This window comes from Nocardioides ginsengisoli (assembly GCF_039537225.1).
GTDB classification, from domain to species: Bacteria; Actinomycetota; Actinomycetes; order Propionibacteriales; family Nocardioidaceae; genus Nocardioides; species Nocardioides ginsengisoli.
Genome location: NZ_BAABAC010000040.1, coordinates 50,611 through 71,043, shown reverse-complemented (window position 1 = coordinate 71,043; position 20,433 = coordinate 50,611). Strand labels below are relative to the sequence as shown.

The window sequence follows — 20,433 nt, the reverse complement described above, 5'->3', positions numbered from 1 at the left end:
GACCACCGTGACCGTGCCGAACGTCCTCGCCACCCGCTACGCCGCCGCCGACCTCGCCGAGATCTGGTCGCCCGAGCACAAGATCGTCCTTGAGCGGCAACTGTGGATCGCCGTCCTGAAGGCGCAGCGCGACCTCGGGATCGACGTGCCCGACGGTGTGGTCGAGGCCTACGAGAAGGTCGTCGACGTCGTCGACCTCGACAGCATCGCCGCGCGGGAGCGGGTCACCCGCCACGACGTCAAGGCGCGCATCGAGGAGTTCGCGGCCCTCGCCGGTCACGAGCACATCCACAAGGGCATGACCAGCCGCGACCTCACCGAGAACGTCGAGCAGCTCCAGGTCCGCCAGTCGCTGACCCTGCTCCAGGACCGCGCGGTCGCCACCCTGGCCCGCCTGGCCAGGCTCGCGGCCGAGCACGAGACCACCGTGATGGCCGGCCGGTCCCACAACGTCGCCGCGCAGGCGACCACCCTCGGCAAGCGGTTCGCCACCGTGGCCGACGAGCTGCTCATCGCGCTCGAGCGGATCGACCAGCTCCTCGCGCGCTACCCGCTGCGCGGCATCAAGGGCCCGATGGGCACCGGGCAGGACATGCTCGACCTGCTCGGCGGCGGCCCTGACGGCATGGTCAAGCTGGCCGACCTCGAGCAGCGGGTCGCCCGCCACCTGGGCTTCGAGCGCGTGCTCACCAGCGTCGGCCAGGTCTACCCGCGCTCGCTCGACTTCGACGTCCTCTCCGCGCTGGTTCAGCTGACCGCGGCGCCGTCCAACCTGGCCACCACGATCCGGCTGATGGCCGGCAACGAGCTGGTGACCGAGGGCTTCAAGGAGGGCCAGGTCGGCTCGTCCGCGATGCCGCACAAGATGAACACCCGCTCCTGCGAGCGGGTCAACGGCCTGGCCGTCGTCACCCGCGGCTACCTCTCCATGGTCGGCGAGCTCGCCGGTGACCAGTGGAACGAGGGCGACGTCTCCTGCTCCGTCGTACGACGGGTCGCGCTGCCCGACGCCTTCTTCGCCGTCGACGGCCTCTTCCAGACCTTCCTCACCGTGCTCGACGAGTTCGGCGCCTTCCCGGCGGTCATCCAGCGCGAGCTCGACCGCTACCTGCCGTTCCTCGCGACCACCAAGGTGCTCATGGCCGCGGTGCGCAACGGCGTGGGCCGCGAGACCGCCCACGAGGCGATCAAGGAGGCCGCCGTGGGCACCGCCCTCGCGATGCGCCAGGGCCAGGCCGAGAACGACGTCTTCGCCAAGCTCGCCGCCGACGACCGGCTCGGTCTCACCGCCGAGCAGCTGCAGACCCTGGTCGCCGAGCCGATCACCTTCACCGGGGCCGCGGTCGCGCAGACCCAGGAGGTCTGCCGGCAGGTCGAGGACGTCGTCCGGGCCAACCCGGCAGCGGCCGCCTACGTCCCCGGCGCGATCCTCTGAGCCGTTGAGCCGATGACCCGCATCGAGGTCGCCGTCCCGGTCCCCGCGGACCGGGCCTACGGCTACCTCGCCGATCCGCGCAACCGCCCGGCCTGGCAGTCGTCGCTGCGCGCCGTCGCCGCCGTCCGCGACGACGACAGCGCGTGGACCGACGTCACCGTGGTGCCCGGCGTCCGGCCCCGGATGCGGACGACGCTCGCCGAGCCGCCGTACCGCTGGGTGGAGGAGGGCACGTGCGGTCCCTTCACCGCACGGCTCGCGCTGACGTTCGCACCCGAGGGCGACGGCTGCCGGGTGAGTGCGGACTTCGCGGTCCGCGGGCTCGGTGTCGGCGGGCCGCTGCTCACCCGGATCGCCCGGGTGGCCGTGGCCGCCGACCTACGCCGTGCGGCGGAGCTGCTCAGGACGGCTTGACGTCGAGCACGACCTCGAACTCCAGCAGGTCGGCGCCGGTCGCGACCGGCTTGCGGGGCGCCTCGCCCGGCGTCTCGGCGTGCACGGCGCGGCCCTGGCCGTCGCGCCAGGCCGCGAAGGACTCCTCGTCGGCCCAGTGGGTGACGACGAAGTAGCGGTCCTCGCCCGCGGTCGGGCGCAGCAGCTGGAAGCCGAGGAAGCCGGGGGAGCCCTCCACGGCGCCGGCCCGGGCGGCGAACCGCTTCTCCAGCTCGGGGCCGGCGTTGGGCGGGACCTGGATGGCGTTGATCTTCACGACGGACATGTCCCGACTCTAGGAGGGGTGTCCGAAGCGCCGGTCAGGCGCGTGCGTCGCCGCCCCAGTTGGCGAGCTTGACCGCCACCTCGTGCAGGCACTCGGCCCCGACGCCGGTGACCTCGAAGGTCAGCTGGACGTGCTCGTCGGTGGTGCGGCCGAGGGAGACCTTCCCGGCCTCCGGCAGGTGCTCGATGATCCGGATCAGTCGGTTGCCGATCCGGCCCAGCTGCGAGGCGTGCTCGTCGGAGAGCTGGCCGAAGCCCTCCGGGTCGCGGTGGTGGAGGGTCAGGCCGAGGCGGTCGCCGGCCTCGTGGCGGGCGAGGACCCAGATCTCGTCCTCCCAGACCACCTGGTCTCCGGCGAAGGACGTGCTGTCGGTGAGCGGCTGCGCGGACTCCGTCATGGCGACATGCTGCCATTGCCGTGCCGCGCACGTGCGGCCACCCCGCCTTTGGTCAAGTTGATCAATAAGTCGATCAATCTTGTGGAGTATGATCCGGGTCATGACTCTTGCCGCTACGGTCCCGACCTCCGGCGACGCCCGGGTCGTCGTCCCCGCTCCGGCCGCCGGCGCCGGCAACTGGGCCGGCGCCGCGAGCGCGGTCCTGGTCGACGGCGTCTTCTGGCTGACCTACCGTGTGCGGCGCCCGCTCACCGAGGGTCGTGGCGTGAGCGTCGTGGTCGCGCGCTCCGACGACGGGGGGCGGTTCGAGCCGGTCGCCGAGGTGCAGCGCGAGGCGTTCAGCTGCGAGTCCTTCGAGCGGCCGGTCCTCGTGCCCGTCCCGGGGGCGGGCTGGCGGCTCTACCTGTCCTGCGCGACGCCCGGCTCGAAGCACTGGTGGGTCGACAGCCTCACCGCGCCGACGCCGGCCGACCTTCCCTCCGGTCGCCGGCAGGTCGTGCTGCCGGGCGACGACCTGGTCGCGGTGAAGGACCCGGTCGTCACCCACGGGCCGGACGGCTGGGAGATGTGGCTGTGCTGCCACCCCCTCGACGAGCCCGGCCAGGAGGACCGGATGACGACCCGCCGGCTCACCAGCGTCGACGGCCTGGCGTGGACCGACCACGGCGTCGTGCTTGCCGGCCGCCCGGGGGAGTGGGATGCCCGCGGCGCTCGGGTCACCACGGTCCTGCCGCGCACCGACGGCGGCCCGCTCGCCGTCCTGTACGACGGCCGCCCCGACGCCGCGTCCAACTGGTCCGAGACCACCGGGCTCGCCGTCTGGGACGGCGCCCGCCTCGTCCCGGCCGACGTGCCGCCGATCGCCTCGCCGTACGGCGACGGGGCGTGGCGCTATGCCAGCGCGGTGCCGCTGCCCGACGGCCGCACCCGGTTCTACGTCGAGGCCGCTCGCGCCGACGGCGCGCACGACCTGGTCACGCTGGTGCACTGACCTCGGTTCCTCCGTTCGACCGCTGGGCGAACGAGCCCCGGTCGCGCGTGGAGAGCCAGTCGGAGAAGTCGTCGCCGGTCAGCTCGCCGAGCAGCCGGATGTCGTCCGCGAACGCCGGCAGCAGGCGCTCGCGCTGCGCGGGGCTCAGCTGTGGCCGGTGCGCGTCGCGGGCCTGCAGCTGCGCGACGAGGGGCGCGCTGGCGCGCCGCCACAGCTGCGGCGGCGCGAACTGGCCGGCCCGGGCGCCGCCGCGCACCACCGGGCCGAGCACCCGGGGGCGCCATCCCGGCGCGACATAGGGGCGCGAGTTGTCGCGCGGGATCTTCGTGACCTGTCCCTCGCGGATGCCGAGGAAGCGGCAGGCGCGGTCGACGGTCGCGGCCGGCTCGTCGACGATGTCGCGATAGCGGACGACGAGGACCCGGGCGGGGTCGACGAGCTTGACCAGGTCGCGCAGCTGCTCGCCGTACAGGCCGAGGTCGCGGTAGCGCCAGAACGGCGCATAGCCCGCCGCGCTCCGGGCGTCCTGCAGTCCGAACGCGGTCTCGAAGTCGGACTCCGGCTCGAGCCCGTCGGACCACAGGTGCATCCAGTTGCTGTAGGCCCGGTCGATCGGGTCGCGGACGACGGCGATGATCCGGACCTCGGGCAGGCTGTCGGCGATACGCCGCTGGGCGCCGCGGTGCCAGAGGTAGAACGGCGTGCTCTCGCCGCGGACCGAGCTGGCCGGCGCGGGCCGGAAGAGGTCGGCGTACTGGTCGGCCCGCCAGATCCACTCCTGCTGCGAGTGCCGGTCGCCGGGGCCGCGCCAGTGCGGGGGCGGAGCCCCCTCGCAGAGCCAGAACTTCGGCTCCTTGGGCGTGGTCACGAAGACGTCCGGGTGGGCCGCGAGCGCGAGATGGAGCGCGCTGGTGCCGGCCTTCGGCGCGCCGACGAGCAGGAAGTCGGGCTGTGGTTCCCGGAGCATCGCGACCCCCGTCCGATAGTCTTGTAAATAAGTCTAGATAGATAAGTAGGCGGGCGCAACGCCGGCCCGGAGGTCGGGATCAATAGGCTGTCGTCCGTGACGCTCGCGAACATCCCGCCCGCCCCGGAGCTCCCCGGCGCCCGCCACCTGCACTCCGGCAAGGTCCGCGACCTCTACGAGCTGACCGAGGGGCCCCACGTCGGCAAACTGCTGATGGTCGCGAGCGACCGGCTCTCGATCTTCGACTTCGTCCTCGAGACGACGATCCCCGACAAGGGCGAGATCCTCACCCGGATGTCGCTGTGGTGGTTCGAGCAGCTCGCCGAGCTGGTGCCCAACCACGTCATCTCGACCGACGTCCCGGACGCCGTCCGCGGTCGCGCGGTGATCTGCGAGCGGCTCGACATGTTCCCCGTCGAGTGCGTCGCCCGCGGCTACCTCACCGGCTCCGGTCTGGTCGACTACCGCGCCACCGGCGAGGTCTGCGGCATCCCGCTCCCCGCCGGCCTCGACGACGGCAGCCGCCTCGAGACCCCGATCTTCACCCCCGCCACGAAGGCCGAGCTCGGCGACCACGACGAGAACGTCTCCTACGACGCCGTCGTCGCCACCATCGGCGCCGACGCCGCGGCGTCCCTGCGCGACCTCACCCTCCGCGTCTACGCCCGGGCCGAGGAGATCGCCCGCGCCCAGGGGATCCTGCTCGCCGACACCAAGTTCGAGTTCGGCGTCGTCCCCGGGGGCGACGGCCGGATCGTCCTCGCCGACGAGGTCCTCACCCCCGACTCCTCGCGCTACTGGCCCGCCGACGACTGGCAGCCCGGCCGCGCGCAGCCGTCGTACGACAAGCAGATCGTGCGCAACTGGGCGCTCTCGCCCGAGAGCGGCTGGGACAAGGCGTCCGGCGAGGCGCCGCCGGCCCTGCCGGCCGAGGTCGTCGAGCGGACCCGCAGCCGCTACCTCGAGGCGTACGAGCGGCTCACCGGCGAGAGGTTCTGACCCGGACGACCGCGGTTAGTCCCGGGCACAACCCCGCTCGCGAGGTTCTGGTCCCGCGACCAGTGACCCACGTCATGACCGGCCAGTAGGTTGTGGCGCATGACGAACCTCGCCGAGTTCCTCGAGAACAGCGCACAGAGCTATCCCGACCGCACCGCGATCGTCTTCGGCGACACGCGGCTGTCGTACCCGCAGGTCGACGGCGCGGCCAACCAGGTCGCCAACCTGCTGGTCTCGCGCGGGATCAAGCCCGGCGACAAGGTCGCGCTCAGCTGCCCCAACCTGCCGTATTTCACGATCGTCTACTACGGCATCCTCAAGGCCGGCGCGACGGTCGTCCCGCTCAACGTGCTGCTCAAGGGCCGTGAGGTCGCCTACCACCTCGGCGACTCCGACGCGAAGGCCTACTTCGCCTTCCAGGGCACGCCGGACCTGCCGATCGGCACCGAGGCGTACGCCGGCTTCCAGGCCGCCGACGGCTGCGACCACTTCTTCGTCATCACCGCCGACCCGACGGCGCCGTCCCCGATCGAGGGCACCGAGACGCTCGGGCAGGGCATGACGACCCAGCCGCCGACGTTCGACACCGTCGACGTCGATGACGACGACACCGCCGTCATCCTCTACACCTCCGGCACGACGGGTCAGCCCAAGGGCGCCGAGCTGCGTCACCGCAACATGCGCGCCAACGCGCTCGCCGGCTCCGACCTCTTCGGCGCCGACGCGGCGAAGCCCGACACCTTCCTGTGCGTGCTGCCGCTGTTCCACTCGTTCGGCCAGACCGTCATCCAGAACGGCGCCTTCGCGTTCGGCGGCACCGTCGTCATGCTGCCGCGCTTCGAGGCGGCGCCCGCGATCGGGCTGATGCTCAAGGAGAAGGTCTCCTTCTTCGCCGGCGTCCCGACCATGTACTGGGGCCTGCTCAACGCGCTCGACGACACCGTCGACGTCCACGAGCTCGCCGCCAACCTCCGCGTCGCGGTCGCCGGCGGCGCCGCGCTGCCGGTCGAGGTGCACCACGAGTTCGAGAAGCGCTTCGGCGTCGTCATCCTCGAGGGCTACGGGCTGTCCGAGACCTCGCCGGTCGCGAGCTTCTCGCGTCTCGGCTCGCCGGTGCGGGTCGGTTCGATCGGCACGCCGATCCCCGGCGTGGAGATGAAGCTGATCGACCCCGACAGCTGGGCCGAGATCACGGACCCCGACGGCATCGGTGAGATCGCCATCAAGGGCCACAACATCATGAAGGGCTACTACAAGCGTCCCGAGGCCACCGCCGAGGCGATCAACGACGAGGGCTGGTTCCGCTCCGGCGACCTCGGCCGCAAGGACGCCGACGGCTGGTACTACATCGTCGACCGCTCCAAGGACATGATCATCCGCGGCGGCTACAACGTGTACCCGCGCGAGATCGAGGAGGTCCTGCTCACCCACCCGGCCGTCTCGCTCGCCGCCGTCATCGGCGTCCCGCACGAGAGCCACGGCGAGGAGATCAAGGCGTTCGTCATCCTCAAGCCCGGCGCCAGCGCCACGCCCGAGGAGATCGTGGCGTGGGGCAAGGAGCAGATGGCGGCCTACAAGTACCCGCGCGTCGTCGAGATCGTGGAGTCCCTGCCGATGACCGCGACCGGCAAGATCCTCAAGCGCGAGCTCAGCTAGTCAGCACCAGCGCGAGGCCGGCGCCGCCCATGACGGCGCCGGCCAGCAGCGCGAGCCACACCCGCGATGCCGACGGCCGGCGGACGACGGCGACCGTCGGGATCGCGAAGCAGGCCAGCCCGGCGACGACGCCCAGGACCGCGATGCCGACCCGGTCGGACGCCGCCACGCCGCACACGACGGTGACCAGGGCGAGCAGGCCGACGCCGCAGTAGACGGAGTCGCGCAGCCACGCCTCGGCGAGGCTCGCGACGGCCGACCCGGCCTGGGCCAGCGGGCGCGACCCGGGCTCGTCGTCCCGGGCGCGGTCGTGGTCGGCGGACATGCCGGTCATCCTCACACGTCCTCGTGTGGAGCCGTCGGGTCGAACGTGGGGTCGGCCTCGAGCTGCTGCCGGACGCTCTCGCCGTGCAGGGCGACCATCGCGTCGAGGTGGTCGCGCAGCAGATCGGTGTACGGCGAGATCCCCTCGAACACCTCCGGCCAGCTGGTCTCGCCCGCCTCGACGTGCTCGGCGAGCTCGCGCATCCGCGGGCCCAGCTCGCCGGACCGCGCGACCCGCTGGAGCTCGCGTCGCTCCTCGGGCGTCGTCGTCGGGACGGCGCGGACCCGGTCGAGCGCCGCCCGGGCGCCGGCGATCGTGGCCCGCAGCTCGAGCCACGGGTCGTGGCCCGCGCCGGTGGTCACGCGACCGCCCCGGGCAGGGCGGGCGCGGCCGGCAGCGACTCGGAGGTGAAGACGGTGACCGTCAGCTTGATGCCGTCGACGACCAGCTTCAGCGCGTTCCAGAAGACGGTGATCACCTTGCGCGCGTCGTTGACGAGCTTGATGGCGTCCTTGACCTTGTCGACCAGCTTGATCTGGCCGTAGATCGGGATCGACGCCATCGACCAGCCGGCGCTGATGATGCTGATGATCTCCTTGACGATGTCCACGACCACCTGGGCCATCTCGACCGCCTGCTGGACCATGTCGTGGAGGTAGCTGCCGATCTGGTCGAGCGACGACGCCTGCTGCCGCAGCGACGCCAGCCACTGGTCGAGGTAGGCCTGGGCGGCGGTCGCGGCGTCGCCGGTCCAGGTGCGCTCGATGGCACGCTCGCCGCGGTCGAGATCGGCCTCGACCGCGCGCATCGCGGTGGCCGCGTTCGCCCACGCCGAGGCCTGCGTCGACGCCTTGTCGACGTCGCCGGCGATCTGCTCGGTCACCCACGAGCGCAGGTCGGGGCCGCCGACCCAGCTGATGAGCTCGCACGCCTTGTCGAACAGCCAGCCGAAGCTGACCTCCGGCAGGGTCTCGCCGCCGGACGTCGGCGCCGCTGCCGTCGTCCCGCCGCCGTCGGAGAAGGCGGCGGCCGCGCTGCCGTCGTCGGTGATCCGGGCGCCGAGGCCGAAGCTCTGCGCGACGTCGGCGTCGGCGTCGGCGAAGTGCCGCATCGTCGCGTGCAGCGAGTCGCCGGCCAGGTCGAGGCGATGGCCGTCGGTCGAGAGCGCCTCCCGGACGGTGGTCGCCATCGACTCGTAGTCGCCCTGGATCAGCGAGAGGATGCGGCCGAAGTCGCCGTCCGGAACGTTCGTCGCGACGTACGTCGACAGCATGGTGCAGTGGCCGCCCGCCCGTCGTACCTGATGCCCCCAGCCGCGGAGATCGGACAGTTCGACGCTGAGCTCGGCGGCCATGGTGGGCTCCTCGGTGCGGACGGCACGGGCAGGTCGTTCCTGCCCGCGACCGCCGCCGCGGAAACCCGGCCGGCGTCGCCGCTCAGGCGAACGGGTCGGGCAGCGCGCCGGGGAGCTTGGCGAGCAGCTCGCGCGCCTGGGTGGCGACCTTGTGCTCGACGAGCACCTCGTAGCGGGTCGCGACCACCGAGCTGACCGAGGAGAAGTCACGCTGGCCGCGGGTCGCGGCGTAGCCGGCGAGCGCGAAGATCACGCCGAACGCCGCGCCGAGCAGCGCCGTCGACAAGATGATCGCGCCGGTTCCGCCGGTGCCGAAGAAGCTGAGCAGGATGCCGACGAACAGGCCGAACCAGAGCCCGCTCATCGCACCGCCCGCAGCGACCCGCCCGTAGGTCAGCCGTCCGGTGATCCGCTCGACCTGCTTGAGGTCGGTGCCGACGATCATGCAGTTCTGCACCGGGAACTCGTTGTCGGACAGGAAGTCGACGGTGCGCTGGGCGGTCGGGTAGTCGTCGTAGACGGCGAGGGACTGGGGGAAGTCGAGCGTCAACAGGGACCGGCCGCGGCCGAGGGGAGTCGGGGTGCTCATGCCTCCAGTCTGCCCCCGTCCCGAGGGGGAAGCCGGGAATCGGTCCCCGCGCCCGGCGGCACTAGACTGCGGGCCGTGGCCCGAGTCGTCGTAGCTGTCATGCCGAAGCCCGAGATCCTCGACCCCCAGGGGAAGGCCGTCCAGGGCGCACTGCCCCGGCTGGGCTTCTCCGGCGTCACCGATGTGCGCCAGGGCAAGCGGTTCGAGATCCAGTTCGAGGGCGAGGTCACCGACGCGGTGCTCGCCGAGGTCGAGAAGATGGCCGAGACGCTGCTCTCGAACCCCGTCATCGAGAACTACATCGTGAGCGTCGAGCAGTGAAGGTCGGCGTCGTCACCTTCCCCGGCTCGCTCGACGACGTCGACGCACAGCGCGCGATCCGCATCGGCGGCAACGAGGCCGTCGCCCTCTGGCACGGCGACGCCGACCTCAAGGGCGTCGACGCGATCGTGCTTCCCGGCGGCTTCTCCTACGGCGACTACCTCCGCTGCGGCGCCATCTCCCGCTTCGCCCCGGTGATGGGCGAGGTCGTCGCCGCCGCCGAGCGCGGCATGCCCGTCCTCGGCATCTGCAACGGCTTCCAGATCCTCTGCGAGTCGCACCTGCTGCCCGGCGCGCTGATCCGCAACGATCACCGCAAGTTCGTCTGCCGCGACCAGCTGCTCCGCATCGAGAACAACCGCACCCCCTGGACCTCCGCCTACACGCAGGGCCAGGAGATCCGGATCGTGCTCAAGAACGGCGAGGGCGGCTTCGTCGCCGACGCCGACGCCCTCGCGCGCCTCGAGGGCGAGGGTCAGGTCGTGGCCCGCTACCTCGAGGTCAACCCGAACGGCTCGCTCAACGACATCGCTGGCGTGACCAACGCCCGCGGCAACGTGGTCGGCCTGATGCCGCACCCCGAGCACGCGGTCGAGGCGCTGACCGGCAGCGGGGTCGACGGGCTGGGGTTCTTCACGTCGCTGGTCGAGGGCGCGTTCGCCTGACGCAGCTGTAACGCAGCTGTAACTCGGTGTCCGTGCATCCACCACAGGGTCATGACACGTCACAGCACCGTGGTAGTTGCACGAACACCGAGTTACAAGCGGGCCCGGGGTCGGACCGGCCGGCTCAGGTGAGCCGGCGGTTGAGTCCGGCGCGCCCGACGGCGTACGCGCCGATCGCGGCCACGACGACGCCGTTGACAGGCGGCACGCCGAACTCGGTCTCCTTGGCGATCCACGCGAGCCCCGAGGCCACGGCGTACACCGCGATATTGGGCACGTTCAGCGCCGGGAGGCGCTCGCCCTCCGGCATCCCGCCGCGCCAGCGGGCGAAGTAGTCGCCGATGATGACGCCGCCGAGCGGCGGGATGAAGACGCCGAGCAGCACCAGGTAGTCGACCAGGTGGTTCTGGACGCCGACCAGCGCGAGCACCGTGCCGATGACCGAGCCGCCGACCACGAAGGGCGTCTTCCGGGGCTTCTCGAACAGCTCGGCGCCCGCCACCCCGAAGGCGTACGCCGTGTCGGCGTTCGACTTCCAGAGGTTGCCGAAGAGCAGCACGAGTCCCCACACCACCAGGCCGAGGTCGTAGAGCACGAGCACGAAGTCGCCCTGGCCGAAGGTCATCGCGCCGGTGGCGCCGAAGAAGATCATCAGCCCGTTGCCGATGAGGAACCCGATCACGCAGGCCACCAGTGCCTGGCTGCCCGAGCGCGCGAAGCGCGTCCAGTTCGGGGCCTGGGTGCCGGCGGAGACGAAGGTGCCGACGACGGTGGTGATGGCGACGGCCATCGTCATCGAACCGTCCGGCCGTACGTCGGCCAGCCCGCTCCAGCCGCCGACCTCGTCGAGCGAGCGGAGCAGCACCCAGAACGCGAGGATCAGGATCAGCGGGGTCGAGATCGCCGACACCCAGTACATGCCGCGGTAGCCGTAGCAGGCGGTCAGGCACATCAGGATGCTGGTCAGGATCATGACCGCGGCCTTCGCGGCGCCCGACTCCCACGAGAACGCCTGCGCGGTGAGGTCGCCGATGGTGCCGATGACGACGCCGTACCACCCGATCTGGGTGCCGCCGAGCAGGATCGAGCCCAGCTTGCTGCCGCGGTTGCCGAGCACGTAGCGGGCCATCACGACCGTGGTCAGGCCGGTGTTGGCGCCGATCCAGCCCAGGACGGCGACGTAGGTGCCGAGGATCAGCGACCCGAGCAGGATCACCCGGAGCAGCTCGCCGAGCGCGAACGCCGAGCCGAGCTGGGCGCCGGCGAGCATGGTCGGGGTGAAGACCGTGAAGCCGAGCAGGACGACGGCCAGGGAGAGGAACGACTTGCGCGCGTGCGCGGGGACGGGCGTGACCGGGTAGTCCGGGTCGACGACGGCCTCGCCCGCGGGGGCGGTGACGGGTGCGGTCATGCCTCCTCCCCGATGTCCTCGGCCCACAGCTCGGGCTTCTCGTGCATCATCGTGACCATCAGCTCGCGGCAGGTCGGGTCGTCGACGACGTCGACGACCACGCCGCGCGAGCGCAGCCACTCCTCGGAGGCCTGGAAGCTGACGTTCTCGCCGACCACGATCCGCGGGATGTCGTAGAGCACCGACGTCCCGGCGCACATGAAGCAGGGGGAGAGGGTCGTGTAGAGGGTGCTCGCGCGGTAGACCTTCGCGGGCAGGCGGCCGGCGTTCTCGATGCAGTCGGTCTCGCCGTGCCGGATCGCGGAGCCGAGCTGGACCCGCCGGTTGCGGCCGACGGCGAGCACCTCGCCCTCGTGCACGAGCGCGGCGCCGATCGGGATGCCGCCCTCCTCCCAGCCGATCCGGGCCTGCTCGATCGCGAGATCGAGGAACCTGCGGTCGTCGTCGGTGATCATGGGGCGCCTCCGGTGGGTCGGGGTGTGTCGGCGCTCACACCACCAGAGCCGATCCGGACCGACAAGGGACATACTGTCCGGCATGAGTCGCGATCGTCTGGACGGAACGTCCTGATGGGGGCAAGTCTCGCCGAAGTGCTGGCGCTGCCGTCGTTCCGGGCTGCCAACACCGAGGTCCTGGTCGGCGACGTCGACCGGGTCCAGGTGCGCTGGGTGCACTCCTCGGAGGTCTTCGAGATGGGCGCCCTGCTCGCGGGCGGCGAGGTGCTGCTGACCTCGGGTCTCGGTCTGCACGGACGCACCGCCGACCACCTCGCGTCGTACGTCGAGCAGCTCGCGGACGTCGGCATCGCCGCGCTCGCCATGGAGCTCGGCCGCACCTTCTTCGCGGTTCCCGAGTCGATGCTCGAGGTCGCCCGCCGCCGCGGCCTGCCGGTGCTGGTGTTCCACAAGGTGGTGCCCTTCGAGCGGATGGTCGAGGACTTCCACGAGCTGCTCGTGCGCCGCAAGGTCGCCGCGGGCTCCGGCGCGGGCGACGGCGGCGATGCCGGCTGGCGGGCGCTGACCCAGGTGGTCATCGAGGGCCACGGCCTGCGTGCGCTGCTCGACGAGGTCTCCCGGCTGGCCGGCTGCCCGGTCGAGCTGCGCGACCCGGAGGGGCAGACGGTCGAGCGGAGCCGGATCGCGTCGGTCGCCGACGAGGGCCAGGTGAGCGTGCCGGTCCGCGGGCCGGCCGGGCCGCTCGGCACCCTGCGACTGCTGGGCGCCGAGAACGCCGACCGGCTGCGGCTCGCCGAGGTCGCGGGCCACGCGGTCTCGCTCGAGCTCGGGCGGGGGAGCGGGGCCGGTCACCGCCCCGGGCCCGCGCAGTCGCTGGTCTCCGACCTGGCCGCGGGAGTCGTGGTGTCGCGCGCCGACGTGCTGCGCCGGCTGGCGGCGCTCGGCTGGCCGCCCCAGGAGGGACGGCACATGGTGGTCGCGGCGCTCGAGGTCGACGCCGCCGTACCGCTGACCGACGCGGTCGCCGCCGCCGAGCAGGTCCTCCTGGACGACGGCCGCGGCGACCCGGCGGTCCTCGTCGGGGTGAGCGGCGGGCAGGTGGTCGTGGTCCACCGCGGCGGGCGGCGCGCCGTGCCGGCACAGGTCCGCGACGAGCTCACGGCCGCCCGCGACCGCCTGGCCCAGCGGCTGCCCGGCCGGCTGCTCCTCGGCGCCACGACCCCGGTCGCCGACCCCGGGGACCTGGCCGCCGCGATCGCGCGCGCCCGGCAGGTGCTGCGGACCGCGCGTCGCTACGGCCGCCGCGAGGGCGTCGTCATGGAGCGGGACGTCGCCGCGCACCGGCTGGTCACCTCCGCGATCGACCCCGACGTGATGCGCGGCTTCGTGCGGGAGCAGATCGGGCCGCTCATCGACCACGACCGCGAGCACCGCAGCGAGCTGCTGCGGACCCTCGACGCCTACCTCGCCTGCTCACTGTCGAAGGCACGCACCGCCGAGCTGCTCGGGCTGCGGCGGCAGTCGCTCTACGACCGGCTGGCCCGGATCGAGCGCCTGCTCGGCGTCTCCCTCGACGAGCCCGACCACCGCACCGGTCTCGACCTCGCGCTGCTCGGCTGGCGGATGCGCACCGGGCTCGACCCGCAGGTCGGCTTCGGCGGCTGAGGCCGGCTCGGGCTAGCGCCGGGCGCCGGCGAGGTAGGCCCAGGTCGTGCCCTGCACGATCCCGTACGCCGGCAGCCCGACCTGCTTGCGGTACGCCGTGACGGCGTTCGCCATCGGAGCGTCGTAGATGCCGTTGACCGCGACGTTCGCCGACGGGATCGCGATGCGCAGCGCGCGCTGGACCCGTCGTACGTCGGCGCCGCGCGAGCCCACCTTCAGCACCGGCCGGGCGCCGGCGGTGAGCAGGTTCATCCAGTCCTTCTTGCGCCAGGAGGTGCTGGTGCCGAGGCCGGACCGCTGCTGCCACGCGAGGGCGGCGGCGCGGGTGCGGGTGTTGAAGGTGCCGGTCAGGTTGCCGGGATAGGCGTTCTGCTCGCGGAGCAGGCACTGCAGTGCCCGCACCTGCGTCGGGTCGGGCCGGTAGGTCTTCGTGCGCGGCATGATCTTGCGATAGACCGGCAGGTCGACCGGGACGTTGCCGCAGTGGGTCTCGGCGGCCGGGTAGTAGCTGCCGAGATCGAGGTAGTTGCGGTCGATGTTGATCGTCACGCCGCCCCACGTCTCGTTGTGGCCGCCCTGGTACTGCTTCATCCGGCGCCCGGGCATCCAGCCGTCGGTCCGCAGGTACGACGTCGACGTGTTCGCCGCGCCGTCCCAGCGCGCGACCCAGATGTGGTCGGGGATGATCACGTCGGCGCGGCCGGCGTGGCGGGCGTCGTCGAGGATCTTCATGCCGGAGCCGGCGCTGGAGTAGACGCCGGAGACGTAGCCGCGGTTGCGGATCCGCTTGGTCCAGGTCGACAGGAACGCCAGCGCGGACTCGCGGCAGGTGGCGTTGTTGACGTTCGACCAGCCCTCGAGGTCGTACCAGAGGGTGCTGCCGGGCACGATGCCCAGCGCGCCGGCGGCGGCGACGGCCTTGTCGACCTCGGCCTTGGCCTGGGCGCGCGCGGCGGCGTAGCTGTCGGTGCTCACGTTGCTGATCGTCGGGTCGATCTTGGCGCCGTAGCGCGGGTAGCGACCGACGCAGCTCGACTGCGGGCCGAGCGTGATCGGCAGCAGCCGCCAACCCTTCGCCAGCTGGGTGCTCACCCAGGTCGGCGTGAGGTTGGGCTGGTTGCGGCAGGCGCGGGAGTTGCCGGAGATGTAGATGCCGACCGCCAGGAAGGGCGAGTTCTCGAGCCAGGCGTCCATCGCCTTCTGGCTCGGCGCCAGGCACTGGTCGAAGCCGTAGCCGGTGAAGTTGCCGGGCGTCACCGGGTTGGTGCTCTTCGCGCGCAGGTCGACCGGCGAGCTCGTGTCGGGCGTCGACCGGTTGGGGCCGAGCAGCGCGAGCGCGAGCAGGACGACGAGCGCGCCGCTCGCGGCGGCGAGCAGCCGCAGCCGGACGCGGTCGAGGCGGTCGAGACGGGTGAGCACAGGCCGGGCGGGCATCGGAGACTCCAGGGGAAGGTGGGCGGGTCCGGTGGAGGAAGCCGAGTCACGATAACCACAACTTTCACAGGCGTAACAGAGCTTCGCTTGAACTACAGCCGTGTAATTCACCCTTGGCCGAAGGATCTTCGACAAAGGTGCACCAAGCGGGAAATTCTTCACCGGGCGTCCGGGGCGAGGTCCCGGCCGGTGGCCGCGACGGCCTCGGGTGCGTCTCACAGGGACGCGGAGTCGAGGGTTCGGAGCCGGGACCGATAGATTTGGGGCCGTGGCCGACACCGCTTCCGCACCCGCCCGTTCCACCCTCGACACCGTGGCCGTGGCGGCCGGTGACCCGGACCGCGAGCAGCCCTGGGCCGAGCTCGGCCTCAAGGCCGACGAGTACGACCGGATCAAGGAGATCCTCGGTCGCCGTCCCACCAGCTCCGAGCTCGCGATGTACTCGGTCATGTGGAGCGAGCACTGCTCCTACAAGTCCTCCAAGGTCCACCTCAAGCAGTTCGGTGAGATTCCCCAGGAGACCCCGATCGGCCCGATGCTCGCGGGCATCGGCGAGAACGCCGGCGTCATCGACATCGGCCAGGGCTACGCGGTCAGCTTCAAGGTCGAGAGCCACAACCACCCGTCGTACGTCGAGCCCTACCAGGGCGCCGCGACCGGCGTCGGCGGCATCGTCCGCGACATCATCGCGATGGGCGCGCGCCCGGTCGCCGTCATGGACCCGCTGCGCTTCGGCCCGCTCGACGCCGACGACACCCACCGGGTGCTGCCGGGCATCGTCGCGGGCGTCGGCGGCTACGGCAACTGCCTCGGCCTCCCCAACATCGGCGGCGAGGCGGTCTTCGACGAGACCTACCTCGGCAACCCGCTCGTCAACGCGCTCTGCGTCGGCGTCCTGCGCCACGAGGACCTCCACCTCGCCAAGGCGTCCGGTGAGGGCAACCTCGTCGTCCTGTACGGCGCCCGCACCGGCGGCGACGGCATCGGCGGCGTCTCGGTGCTCGCCTCCGAGACCTTCGACGCCGACGGCCCGGCTAAGCGTCCCAGCGTCCAGGTCGGCGACCCGTTCATGGAGAAGCTGCTCATCGAGTGCACCCTCGAGCTCTTCCGGGCCGGCGTCGTCGCCGGCATCCAGGACCTCGGCGGCGCGGGACTGTCCTGTGCGACGTCCGAGCTCGCCTCCGCCGGTGACGGCGGCATGTTTGTCCACCTCGACAAGGTGCCGCTGCGCGACTCCACGCTCTCGCCCGAGGAGATCCTCATGAGCGAGAGCCAGGAGCGGATGATGGCGATCGTCGAGCCCGGCGACATCGCCGCCTTCCTTGCGATCACCACCAAGTGGGACGTCGAGGCCGCGGTCATCGGCGAGGTCACCGAGACCGGCCGGCTGGTCATCGACTGGCACGGCGAGACCGTCGTCGACGTCCCGCCGCGCACGGTCGCCCACGACGGCCCGGTCTACGAGCGCCCGTTCGCCCGCCCCGCGTGGCAGGACGCGCTCCAGGCCGACGGCGCCGAGGCGCTGGCCCGCCCGACCACCGGCGACGAGCTGCGCGCGACCCTGCTGCGGCTCGTGGCGAGCCCCAACCTGTGCGACAAGTCGTGGATCACCGACCAGTACGACCGCTACGTCCAGGGCAACACCGTCCTCGCGCAGCCGGCCGACTCGGGCATGGTCCGCGTCGACGAGGAGACCCACCTCGGCGTCTCCGTCGCCACCGACTGCAACGGCCGCTTCGCCAAGCTCGACCCCTTCACTGGTGCGCAGCTCGCGCTCGCCGAGGCCTACCGCAATGTTGCCACCGGCGGCGCGGTGCCGCTCGCGGTCAGCGACTGCCTCAACTTCGGCTCGCCCGAGGACACCGACGTGATGTGGCAGTTCGCCGAGGCCTGCCGTGGACTCAAGGAGGCCTGCCTCGAGCTCGGCATCCCGGTCACCGGCGGCAACGTCAGCCTCTACAACCAGACCGGCGAGACGGCGATCCTGCCGACCCCGGTCGTCGCGGTGCTCGGCGTGATCGACGACGTCCGGCGCCGGACGCCGTCGTCCTTCCAGGCCGAGGGCGAGCAGGTCGTCCTGCTCGGCCGCACCCGCGAGGAGCTCTCCGGCTCGGAGTGGGCGCACGTCGTCCACGCTCACCTCGGCGGCCTCCCGCCGAAGGTCAGCCTCCGCGCCGAGCGCAACCTGGCTCGCCTGCTCAAGGACCTGGTCGGCATCGCCACCAGCGCCCACGACCTCTCCGACGGAGGCCTCGCCCAGGCGCTGGCCGAGTCGGCCATGGTCAGCGGCATCGGCGCCACGGTGACTCTCGAGGACGACGCCTTCGTCGGCCTGTTCTCCGAGTCGGCCGCCCGCGCGATCGTCACCGTCGCCGCCGAGGACGTCGAGGAGCTGCGCGCCCTCTGCGCCCGCCACGACGTCCCGATGGCCGAGCTCGGCGTCACTGGCGGCGACGCGCTCGTCGTCGAGGGTCAGTTCACGGTGCCGCTCGCCGAGCTGCGCGAGGCCTGGACCGCGACCCTGCCGGCCGCCCTCGGCTGACTCTTCCGCGTCGTACCGGACGTTTCGGTCGCCTTTCTGCCGAAAGAGCGACCGAAACGTCCGGTACGACGGATAAGACCGACCCTCAGCCGAGCTTGGTGGAGGTCGTGACCGACATCGCGAGGGAGTCCTTGCTGTCGGTGGAGCCCCAGTTGGACGTCAGGATCAGGTGGTAGTCCTGCTCGATGACGAGCTCCTGGGGGGCCTTGTCGGGCACCAGGAAGAGCAGCTCCCACTGGACGGTGCAGATGCCGTCGGTCTTGTTGGGGCAGTTGCTCTCGGCCGGCGGCCGGATGATCTTGGTGGGCGCGATGTCGCCGAGGCCGAACTTCCCCTCGACCTTGTCGGGGTAGTAGATGCCGCCCGACGCCAGGTCGGATGTGGTCTCGTTCCAGCTGCCCTGCGCGGTGCGGACCGTGACGGCGAGCCAGCTCTTGCCCTCGGGCGCCCAGCTGTCGCCGGCGTACGGCAGTCGGACCGGCTGGCCGACGGTGCACGAGAAGGTGCCGTTGCCGACCAGCTTGCGGCCGTAGTCGACCGGGCCGCCGCACGGGCTGAGCTTGTCCTTGGGTGAGCCGAGGTCGTAGAGCGGCGCGGCGGGGCCCGCCTCGTGGTCGCCGGTGGTGAGGTCGACGGTCTGGACGACGCCGTCGTAGCCGACCTTGAGGCTGGGCTTCTGTCCGTCGCCGGTGACCAGGACGTAGAAGGACTCCGCGCCCTGGCCACTGGTCTGCGGCGCCGGCAGTCGGTACGACGCGCCACTCGCGACCAGATCGATCACGGGGGAGGCGTCGGTGTCGAGGTACTGGGCGTAGTCGCCGAACGTCTTCGCGTCGTACTGCCAGGTGATCGGCACGAACGCCGACCCGGCCGGCGCGGTCAGCTCCTCGAGCTGGCTGGTGTCGTCCGCGGCGAGCTTGCGGGTGGGCGTGCCGAGCGAGATCTCCAGTCGGCCGATCGGCAGGGCGACCACCGACTCGTTGCCGGAGTCGGCGAACTGCGTGTCGTCGCGCGCCGGTACGACGTCGCCGGTCGCGACCCCCGGGTCGCTGCCGCAGGCGGCGAGGGTGGCGGTCAGGGTCAGTAGACCGAGCAAGGTCGCGGAGCAACGACGAAGACGCATGGGCTCATTGTGGTGGGTGGCCCCTCGCCAGATGCGGGTACGTCCGCATCGACGCGCGGAAACTGCCCCGCCGCCGGTGCCGTCCGACCCGGTCAGACCGCGACGGGCTGGGGCGCCGGCTCCTCCAGCCGCGGCCAGGCCGCGGGCCGCGGCACGCTGCGCACCGAGTGGGCCAGCGTCGGCACCAGGGCCAGCGCGGCGGTCGCGCCGACGCAGGCGAGGACGGCGTCGCGGCCGCCGAGGCCGGTGAGCAGCGCGCCGGCGAGCGCGGGGGCGAGCGGCATCGTCACCATGGAGACGAACTGGGTCGTCGACTGCACCCGCCCGATCATCTGCCGCGGCGTGATGGCCATCCGGTAGGCGCCGACGCCCGCATTGCCCGCCGGGTTGAGGAAGACGCCGACCGATGCGGCGGTCGCCAGGCTCAGCGGGTGGTTCCAGAAGGCGAGCGGGATCGCCAGCGGCACGAAGCTCCACGCCACCAGGACGGTCAGCCGTCCGGTCGCGAACCGCTCGACCAGGGTGGGCGCCGCGATCGCGCCGAGGACGCCGAAGGCGCCCATCGCCGCCTCGACCAGGCCGATCTGCCCGGCGGGGAAGCCGGCGTCGATGAGGCGCAGCAGGGCGACGAAGAAGAGGGCGTTGGTGGTCAGGTTGACCGCCGGTGACCAGAACAGCAGCACCCGCAGGAACGGCCGGCCCCAGATGAACCGGGCGCCCTCGGCGATGTCCTGCAGCGGCCGGGCGGCGGGCGCGCCGGGCGTGGCGGGGCGGGCCGCGAGGTCGGCGCGCACCCGGCCGAGCAGCAGCCACCCGACGGCGTACATGACGGCGTTGGTCGCGAACGGCGCCCACCGGGCCAGGCCGTAGAGCGCGCCGCCGAGCGGTCCGCCGAGCAGCGCGGCGACGTGCTGGCGCGCCTGCTGCTGACTGAGCGCGGTGGGCAGCTCGTCGTCGCTGACGATGGCGCGGATCGAGGAGTACTCCGCCGGTCCGAACAGGCCGGTGACGACGCCGGTCGCCAGCAGGACGACGAGCAGGTGGCCGATGGTGAGCGCGCCGAGCGCCCCGGCGACCGCGAGCGAGGCGTAGAGCAGCACGCCGGCGCCGAGCGAGAGTCGCATGATCCGCAGCCGGTGCCGCCGGTCGGCGAGCACACCCGCCGGCAGCAGGGTGACGACGAGGCCGAGCAGCCAGGCGGCCTCGGCGGCGGCCGCCCAGAGCGCGGAGCGGGTGAGCGCATAGGCGACGAGCGGCGCCGCGAAGGTCGTCACCCGGGTGCCGAGCTCGGCGGTGGTGGCGCCGACCCAGAGCGCGGTGAAGTCGTGGTTCCGGGCGAGGGTGCGAAAGCTGGGCATGTTTCGCAATATAAGTTGCGCAATGACA

At 72.1% G+C, this 20,433-nt stretch carries 21 protein-coding genes; 9 read left to right on the top strand and 12 right to left on the bottom strand.

Features of this window, described 5'->3' with window-relative positions; genetic code table 11:
• The first annotated feature begins 7 nt into the window (after nucleotides 1-7).
• Nucleotides 8-1,435: an adenylosuccinate lyase gene (purB, locus tag AB4880_RS20875; RefSeq protein ID WP_367921136.1), complete on the top strand. Its 1,428-nt coding sequence runs from the start codon at nucleotides 8-10 to the stop codon at nucleotides 1,433-1,435.
• A gap of 12 nt (nucleotides 1,436-1,447) precedes the next feature.
• Nucleotides 1,448-1,849: an SRPBCC family protein gene (locus AB4880_RS20870; protein WP_367921135.1), complete on the top strand. Its 402-nt coding sequence runs from the start codon at nucleotides 1,448-1,450 to the stop codon at nucleotides 1,847-1,849.
• Here AB4880_RS20870 and AB4880_RS20865 read toward each other — a convergent pair.
• Both AB4880_RS20865 and AB4880_RS20860 read right to left on the bottom strand, forming a co-directional pair.
• On the bottom strand, nucleotides 1,836-2,153 hold the full coding sequence (locus tag AB4880_RS20865) for an antibiotic biosynthesis monooxygenase family protein (protein WP_367921134.1): 318 nt from the start codon (nucleotides 2,151-2,153) through the stop codon (nucleotides 1,836-1,838). The genes AB4880_RS20870 and AB4880_RS20865 overlap by 14 nt on opposite strands.
• A 34-nt stretch (nucleotides 2,154-2,187) precedes the next feature.
• Nucleotides 2,188-2,550, bottom strand: coding sequence for a hypothetical protein (locus AB4880_RS20860; RefSeq protein WP_367921133.1), 363 nt, complete (start codon nucleotides 2,548-2,550; stop codon nucleotides 2,188-2,190).
• 100 nt (nucleotides 2,551-2,650) lie between these two features.
• Between AB4880_RS20860 and AB4880_RS20855 the strand changes: the two genes are divergently transcribed.
• Entirely contained in the window at nucleotides 2,651-3,541 is an 891-nt protein-coding gene (locus AB4880_RS20855; protein ID WP_367921132.1) for a hypothetical protein, read from the top strand.
• Here AB4880_RS20855 and AB4880_RS20850 read toward each other — a convergent pair.
• Entirely contained in the window at nucleotides 3,525-4,508 is a 984-nt protein-coding gene (locus AB4880_RS20850) for a sulfotransferase family protein (protein ID WP_367921131.1), read from the bottom strand. The two genes, AB4880_RS20855 and AB4880_RS20850, sit on opposite strands and share 17 nt — an antisense overlap.
• Before the next feature lie 96 nt (nucleotides 4,509-4,604).
• Here AB4880_RS20850 and AB4880_RS20845 point away from each other — a divergent pair, with 96 nt between their 5' ends.
• Together AB4880_RS20845 and AB4880_RS20840 are read left to right on the top strand one after the other, a co-directional pair.
• Entirely contained in the window at nucleotides 4,605-5,507 is a 903-nt protein-coding gene (locus tag AB4880_RS20845; RefSeq protein ID WP_367921130.1) for a phosphoribosylaminoimidazolesuccinocarboxamide synthase, read from the top strand.
• A 99-nt stretch (nucleotides 5,508-5,606) separates the two neighbouring features.
• Complete coding sequence (locus AB4880_RS20840) at nucleotides 5,607-7,163, top strand: long-chain-fatty-acid--CoA ligase (protein ID WP_367921129.1); 1,557 nt, start codon at nucleotides 5,607-5,609, stop codon at nucleotides 7,161-7,163.
• Here AB4880_RS20840 and AB4880_RS20835 read toward each other — a convergent pair.
• From AB4880_RS20835 to AB4880_RS20820, 4 genes are all read right to left on the bottom strand, one after another.
• The gene (locus AB4880_RS20835) at nucleotides 7,156-7,488 is read right to left on the bottom strand and encodes a hypothetical protein (RefSeq protein WP_367921128.1); all 333 of its coding nucleotides are present in this window, start codon (nucleotides 7,486-7,488) and stop codon (nucleotides 7,156-7,158) included. The genes AB4880_RS20840 and AB4880_RS20835 overlap by 8 nt on opposite strands.
• Before the next feature lie 11 nt (nucleotides 7,489-7,499).
• Nucleotides 7,500-7,850 (bottom strand): hypothetical protein, encoded by a 351-nt coding sequence (locus AB4880_RS20830; protein ID WP_367921127.1) that lies wholly within the window; start codon nucleotides 7,848-7,850, stop codon nucleotides 7,500-7,502.
• The gene (locus tag AB4880_RS20825) at nucleotides 7,847-8,842 is read right to left on the bottom strand and encodes a WXG100 family type VII secretion target (RefSeq protein ID WP_367921126.1); all 996 of its coding nucleotides are present in this window, start codon (nucleotides 8,840-8,842) and stop codon (nucleotides 7,847-7,849) included. The genes AB4880_RS20830 and AB4880_RS20825 overlap by 4 nt, the downstream gene beginning before the upstream one ends.
• An 82-nt stretch (nucleotides 8,843-8,924) precedes the next feature.
• Entirely contained in the window at nucleotides 8,925-9,431 is a 507-nt protein-coding gene (locus AB4880_RS20820; RefSeq protein WP_367921125.1) for a YflT domain-containing protein, read from the bottom strand.
• 75 nt (nucleotides 9,432-9,506) lie between these two features.
• Here AB4880_RS20820 and purS point away from each other — a divergent pair, with 75 nt between their 5' ends.
• Together purS and purQ are read left to right on the top strand one after the other, a co-directional pair.
• Complete coding sequence (purS, locus tag AB4880_RS20815) at nucleotides 9,507-9,752, top strand: phosphoribosylformylglycinamidine synthase subunit PurS (protein ID WP_367921124.1); 246 nt, start codon at nucleotides 9,507-9,509, stop codon at nucleotides 9,750-9,752.
• The gene (gene purQ / locus AB4880_RS20810) at nucleotides 9,749-10,417 is read left to right on the top strand and encodes a phosphoribosylformylglycinamidine synthase subunit PurQ (protein WP_367921123.1); all 669 of its coding nucleotides are present in this window, start codon (nucleotides 9,749-9,751) and stop codon (nucleotides 10,415-10,417) included. Before purS ends, purQ begins: the two co-directional genes overlap by 4 nt.
• 124 nt (nucleotides 10,418-10,541) lie before the next feature.
• On the opposite strand, the gene codB is transcribed toward purQ, so the two are convergent.
• A complete protein-coding gene (gene codB / locus AB4880_RS20805) occupies nucleotides 10,542-11,828 on the bottom strand; it encodes a cytosine permease (RefSeq protein WP_367921122.1) in 1,287 nt (428 codons plus the stop codon).
• Complete coding sequence (locus AB4880_RS20800; protein WP_367921121.1) at nucleotides 11,825-12,283, bottom strand: nucleoside deaminase; 459 nt, start codon at nucleotides 12,281-12,283, stop codon at nucleotides 11,825-11,827. The genes codB and AB4880_RS20800 overlap by 4 nt, the downstream gene beginning before the upstream one ends.
• Before the next feature lie 114 nt (nucleotides 12,284-12,397).
• Between AB4880_RS20800 and AB4880_RS20795 the strand changes: the two genes are divergently transcribed.
• The gene (locus AB4880_RS20795; RefSeq protein ID WP_367921120.1) at nucleotides 12,398-13,948 is read left to right on the top strand and encodes a PucR family transcriptional regulator; all 1,551 of its coding nucleotides are present in this window, start codon (nucleotides 12,398-12,400) and stop codon (nucleotides 13,946-13,948) included.
• A 12-nt stretch (nucleotides 13,949-13,960) separates the two neighbouring features.
• Here AB4880_RS20795 and AB4880_RS20790 read toward each other — a convergent pair whose 3' ends face one another.
• Complete coding sequence (locus AB4880_RS20790) at nucleotides 13,961-15,382, bottom strand: glycoside hydrolase domain-containing protein (protein WP_367921119.1); 1,422 nt, start codon at nucleotides 15,380-15,382, stop codon at nucleotides 13,961-13,963.
• 268 nt (nucleotides 15,383-15,650) lie between these two features.
• Here AB4880_RS20790 and purL point away from each other — a divergent pair, with 268 nt between their 5' ends.
• Nucleotides 15,651-17,924, top strand: a complete 2,274-nt coding sequence (gene purL / locus AB4880_RS20785) for a phosphoribosylformylglycinamidine synthase subunit PurL (RefSeq protein ID WP_367921118.1) — start codon at nucleotides 15,651-15,653, stop codon at nucleotides 17,922-17,924.
• An 85-nt stretch (nucleotides 17,925-18,009) separates the two neighbouring features.
• Here purL and AB4880_RS20780 read toward each other — a convergent pair whose 3' ends face one another.
• The gene (locus AB4880_RS20780; protein ID WP_367921117.1) at nucleotides 18,010-19,047 is read right to left on the bottom strand and encodes a hypothetical protein; all 1,038 of its coding nucleotides are present in this window, start codon (nucleotides 19,045-19,047) and stop codon (nucleotides 18,010-18,012) included.
• A gap of 92 nt (nucleotides 19,048-19,139) precedes the next feature.
• Entirely contained in the window at nucleotides 19,140-20,405 is a 1,266-nt protein-coding gene (locus tag AB4880_RS20775; RefSeq protein ID WP_367921116.1) for an MFS transporter, read from the bottom strand.
• Nucleotides 20,406-20,433 lie beyond the last annotated feature (28 nt).

Coding starts and splice junctions, on each gene's coding strand:
- AB4880_RS20870 (WP_367921135.1), top strand. CDS start 1,448: ATGACCCGCATCGAGGTCGCCGTCCCGGTCCCCGCGGACCGGGCCTAC.
- AB4880_RS20865 (WP_367921134.1), bottom strand. CDS start 2,153: ATGTCCGTCGTGAAGATCAACGCCATCCAGGTCCCGCCCAACGCCGGC.
- AB4880_RS20860 (WP_367921133.1), bottom strand. CDS start 2,550: ATGACGGAGTCCGCGCAGCCGCTCACCGACAGCACGTCCTTCGCCGGA.
- AB4880_RS20855 (WP_367921132.1), top strand. CDS start 2,651: ATGACTCTTGCCGCTACGGTCCCGACCTCCGGCGACGCCCGGGTCGTC.
- AB4880_RS20850 (WP_367921131.1), bottom strand. CDS start 4,508: ATGCTCCGGGAACCACAGCCCGACTTCCTGCTCGTCGGCGCGCCGAAG.
- AB4880_RS20840 (WP_367921129.1), top strand. CDS start 5,607: ATGACGAACCTCGCCGAGTTCCTCGAGAACAGCGCACAGAGCTATCCC.
- AB4880_RS20835 (WP_367921128.1), bottom strand. CDS start 7,488: ATGTCCGCCGACCACGACCGCGCCCGGGACGACGAGCCCGGGTCGCGC.
- AB4880_RS20825 (WP_367921126.1), bottom strand. CDS start 8,842: ATGGCCGCCGAGCTCAGCGTCGAACTGTCCGATCTCCGCGGCTGGGGG.
- AB4880_RS20820 (WP_367921125.1), bottom strand. CDS start 9,431: ATGAGCACCCCGACTCCCCTCGGCCGCGGCCGGTCCCTGTTGACGCTC.
- codB (WP_367921122.1), bottom strand. CDS start 11,828: ATGACCGCACCCGTCACCGCCCCCGCGGGCGAGGCCGTCGTCGACCCG.
- AB4880_RS20800 (WP_367921121.1), bottom strand. CDS start 12,283: ATGATCACCGACGACGACCGCAGGTTCCTCGATCTCGCGATCGAGCAG.
- AB4880_RS20795 (WP_367921120.1), top strand. CDS start 12,398: ATGGGGGCAAGTCTCGCCGAAGTGCTGGCGCTGCCGTCGTTCCGGGCT.
- AB4880_RS20790 (WP_367921119.1), bottom strand. CDS start 15,382: ATGCCCGCCCGGCCTGTGCTCACCCGTCTCGACCGCCTCGACCGCGTC.
- AB4880_RS20780 (WP_367921117.1), bottom strand. CDS start 19,047: ATGCGTCTTCGTCGTTGCTCCGCGACCTTGCTCGGTCTACTGACCCTG.
- AB4880_RS20775 (WP_367921116.1), bottom strand. CDS start 20,405: ATGCCCAGCTTTCGCACCCTCGCCCGGAACCACGACTTCACCGCGCTC.